Source organism: Desulfonatronospira sp., from assembly GCA_003563255.1.
Lineage (GTDB): Bacteria > Desulfobacterota > Desulfovibrionia > Desulfovibrionales > Desulfonatronovibrionaceae > Desulfonatronospira.
On record PWSL01000380.1, the window covers coordinates 1 to 3,111 of the forward strand.

At 47.6% G+C, this 3,111-nt stretch carries 3 protein-coding genes; 2 read left to right on the forward strand and 1 reads right to left on the reverse strand.

Going from position 1 to position 3,111, the window contains the following annotated elements; all coding sequences use genetic code 11:
• The first annotated feature begins 211 nt into the window (after positions 1-211).
• The gene (rpsT, locus tag QZP87_RS11115; protein WP_291322992.1) at positions 212-484 is read left to right on the forward strand and encodes a 30S ribosomal protein S20; all 273 of its coding nucleotides are present in this window, start codon (positions 212-214) and stop codon (positions 482-484) included.
• A gap of 372 nt (positions 485-856) precedes the next feature.
• On the opposite strand, the gene QZP87_RS11120 is transcribed toward rpsT, so the two are convergent.
• Positions 857-1,699 (reverse strand): menaquinone biosynthesis protein, encoded by an 843-nt coding sequence (locus tag QZP87_RS11120; RefSeq protein WP_291322993.1) that lies wholly within the window; start codon positions 1,697-1,699, stop codon positions 857-859.
• A gap of 67 nt (positions 1,700-1,766) precedes the next feature.
• Between QZP87_RS11120 and QZP87_RS11125 the strand changes: the two genes are divergently transcribed.
• Entirely contained in the window at positions 1,767-2,372 is a 606-nt protein-coding gene (locus QZP87_RS11125; RefSeq protein WP_291322994.1) for a lysophospholipid acyltransferase family protein, read from the forward strand.
• Positions 2,373-3,111: the final 739 nt, after the last annotated feature.

The window sequence follows — 3,111 nt, forward strand, 5'->3', positions numbered from 1 at the left end:
TCTTTCTTGTTCCCAGGCTCCAGCCTGGGAACAAGAGGTAACCAGGAACGAAGAACCAGGAACCACGAACCGATTTTAACGACCAACATGTTGTTCCGAAATTTGTGCTAAGCGCCTAAATTGGTTCTTGACATAAGAAAAGTATCATGGATATATTAATAATCTTATTCAAGCAATTTGAAAAAATAATAAATATCAGGAGGATTTGACTTTGCCCAACATCAGATCTGCAGCCAAGAGACACAGGCAGAATCTTAAAGCCAGGGAAAGGAACAAGGCTGTAAAGACCCGCATCAAAAACGTGACCAAGGCAGTCTACCAGGCAGTGGACCATAAAGATCCCGCCAAAGCATCCATGGCCATCCAACAGGCTGCTTCCACTCTAGACAAGGCAGCCCAGAAACGGGTCATTCACTGGAAAAAAGCCGCCCGCAAGATTTCCCGGCTAAACAGGATGGTCAACACATTACAGAGCACTCATTAACAAATATCTACAGGGTGGGGATATCAGGCCCCGCCTTTTTCCCCCAGGTCCCTCTTTTCCTGATTGCCCATAGCCCTGAAGTGGTATCAGTTCAGCGCTTTGCATGCGGCACGGGGACTGGCTTCTTCCGGGACCCACTTTTCCCAGAAAATGAGTCATTTCGAGTACAAAATGATGCTCAAGTGGGTCCCGGAGTTGCCTGTCCCCTGCTTTCCTTAAAAGTGCTAAACAGATACCTGAAGTGAAACTCTCTTCTTATCTGGTTTGCGGACAAAGCCAGCCTTGGAACCTTTTTTCAGCCAGTTCAACAGGTGTGTACCGCCTGCTCAGCAATCCGTCTTCCGTTGTCCTGCCTCCATCATCCGGCTTCCATTATCGGATATCGAAAAAATCCAGGGCAGGCATGCCGGGAATCGCTCCCATAAGGCTCAGGTAACTGCCAAAAGCAGTCAGGCCCGCCTTGTGCCGGGATTCGAGTCCATAATCCATCATCTGCCAGTAATTCCGGATCTGCTCCGGGGAAAAATCTTTATCAGGATACCTGCTGCAAAGCTCACTGTACATGCTGCACACCTTGTGCCTGGCATCCAGGAGTTCCCGGGCCAGATTTCTTAAAAGAGTTTTCTGCTCTGATTCCAGGTCGCGTCTGACTATCCACAGGGCAAACACGAAGGGCAGGGCGGTCATATTGCTCCATTCCTGCGCCAGGTCCATGACAAGCAGATCCCCGGGAGGATCCAGGAAAATGCGCAGGGCATGGTCGCCTATTTCAAGAAAGGGTTTGCCGGTAGACATTCCATGACCAGGTTGAAGGTCCTTCCAATGCGGTGCAGGAAGCTTCCAGTGATAATGCCAAAGGATCCTCAGCAAGGCTCGGGAAGTATCCGATGCATTGGTCAGGTAAACCTCCCCCCCCTGTCTGGCATACTCTTCAAGGTTGTGAAAAGGGAAGGGCAGGCAGAAAAGAACGCTTTGGACCTGCGAAGAGGCACTGATGCTCAAATCCGGAAGAAGGAGGTATTCTTCCGCCCGGATCAGGTATTCAATGGAGGAAGAAGGTGAGACGTGAATCTCTTTCCTGGCCAGGCACCTGTTCAGGCTGGAAGGATGTCCGTTTACAAAACTGATGTCGTTTCGCTGGAAGTGCTTTATAATGTAAAATAGGGGCCAGATATTCAGGTAATCTATTCGACCGACTTTCAATGACTTGCTCATGAAATCCTCCTTGCCTTGGGCTGCCTGAGAACATAAAATATTTGCCATGCGCAATATATATATAAAGATGGCACCCTTGCTTACTTCTTTTGCAGCGGCCTGGTCCAGAAGCATATATTACCACAGGACCAACTTTGACAAGATCCGGGCACTGCGCTGCCGCAAAAAGCCGATAGTCTTTGCCATTTATCACAATGAGTTCTTTCCTCTATGCTACCTGCACCGCAACGAGGGGATAATTGTTGTGGTGAGCGCAAGCCGGGACGGGGAAGTTATTGCCAGGGTCCTGGACAGTCTGGGATTCAACCTGGCCCGGGGGTCCAGTTCCAGGAAGGGAATGCAGGCCATGCTGGCAGCCATGCGTCAGATGCATGCAAAGGGCATGGATGCAGTTTTAACTGTGGACGGTCCAAGGGGGCCCAGGCACATCGTGAAGCCCGGTATTGTATATCTGGCTTCCAAAATCCAGGCCCATATCGTACCCGCCAGGGTCAGAATGAGCAACCGGCATGTCTTTACAGGCTCCTGGGACAGGTTCAAACTGCCATGGCTTTGGTCCAGATGCGAAGTTATATATGGCAATCCATACATGTTGCCTCCAAAGCCGGGCTCAGCAGAGCTTGTCCACCAGGCCCGGACCCTTGAAAATAAAATGAACCTTCTTCTTGATTGACACTTACTTGAAGCTGCAAATCATGCTCCAAAGGCACAAAAACACATTCAAGCGGGTGCCGGAGCCAGTCCCTGATTTAACCAGCCACACATTTTATAAGTTGCCTTGCAGGGCTACTTGAAGCTGAGCTTTAACCAGCCACACATTTTATCCCAATTTCCGGATTTACAAGTCAACATATTGAATTTCTTGGTTATTTTAATATTTATATATTATCAAAGTTTACATAATTTACATTATGGGACAAAAATAAACGGCCAAAAAAGGGGTGTTGCATGGCTACAAGCAACACCCTAATGAACGATTAATCCCGGGTACAACACAACATCCCGGTCCCCGCATGTAAGATGTGACTGCAAAAAGTCACTTTTGCAGTCACAGACGTCAGAGATCAGACGTCAGATGTCAGTAAAATCAAAGAGTTATATAGATTGTTGATTTCTGAATTATTCAATTTCTCGACTTTTTGCAGGTGCATCATGTAAACATAAAACCAGGCTAAGATGTTGCGATATTGCCTGGATCTATAAAAACGTATCTGTTTAGCGCTTTACATGTGGCACGGGGACTGGCTCTCCCCGCACTTATTTTTAGCGTATGTGAAAATCATTACAGAAAAAATTAGTGCGGGGGTGCCTGTCCCCTGCTTTCCTTAAAAACGCTAAACAGATACTTAAAAACCTTCTTTCCCGGATTTGATTTTTTTCAGGTACTTATCCCGGCAATCATAGCTGCAAAA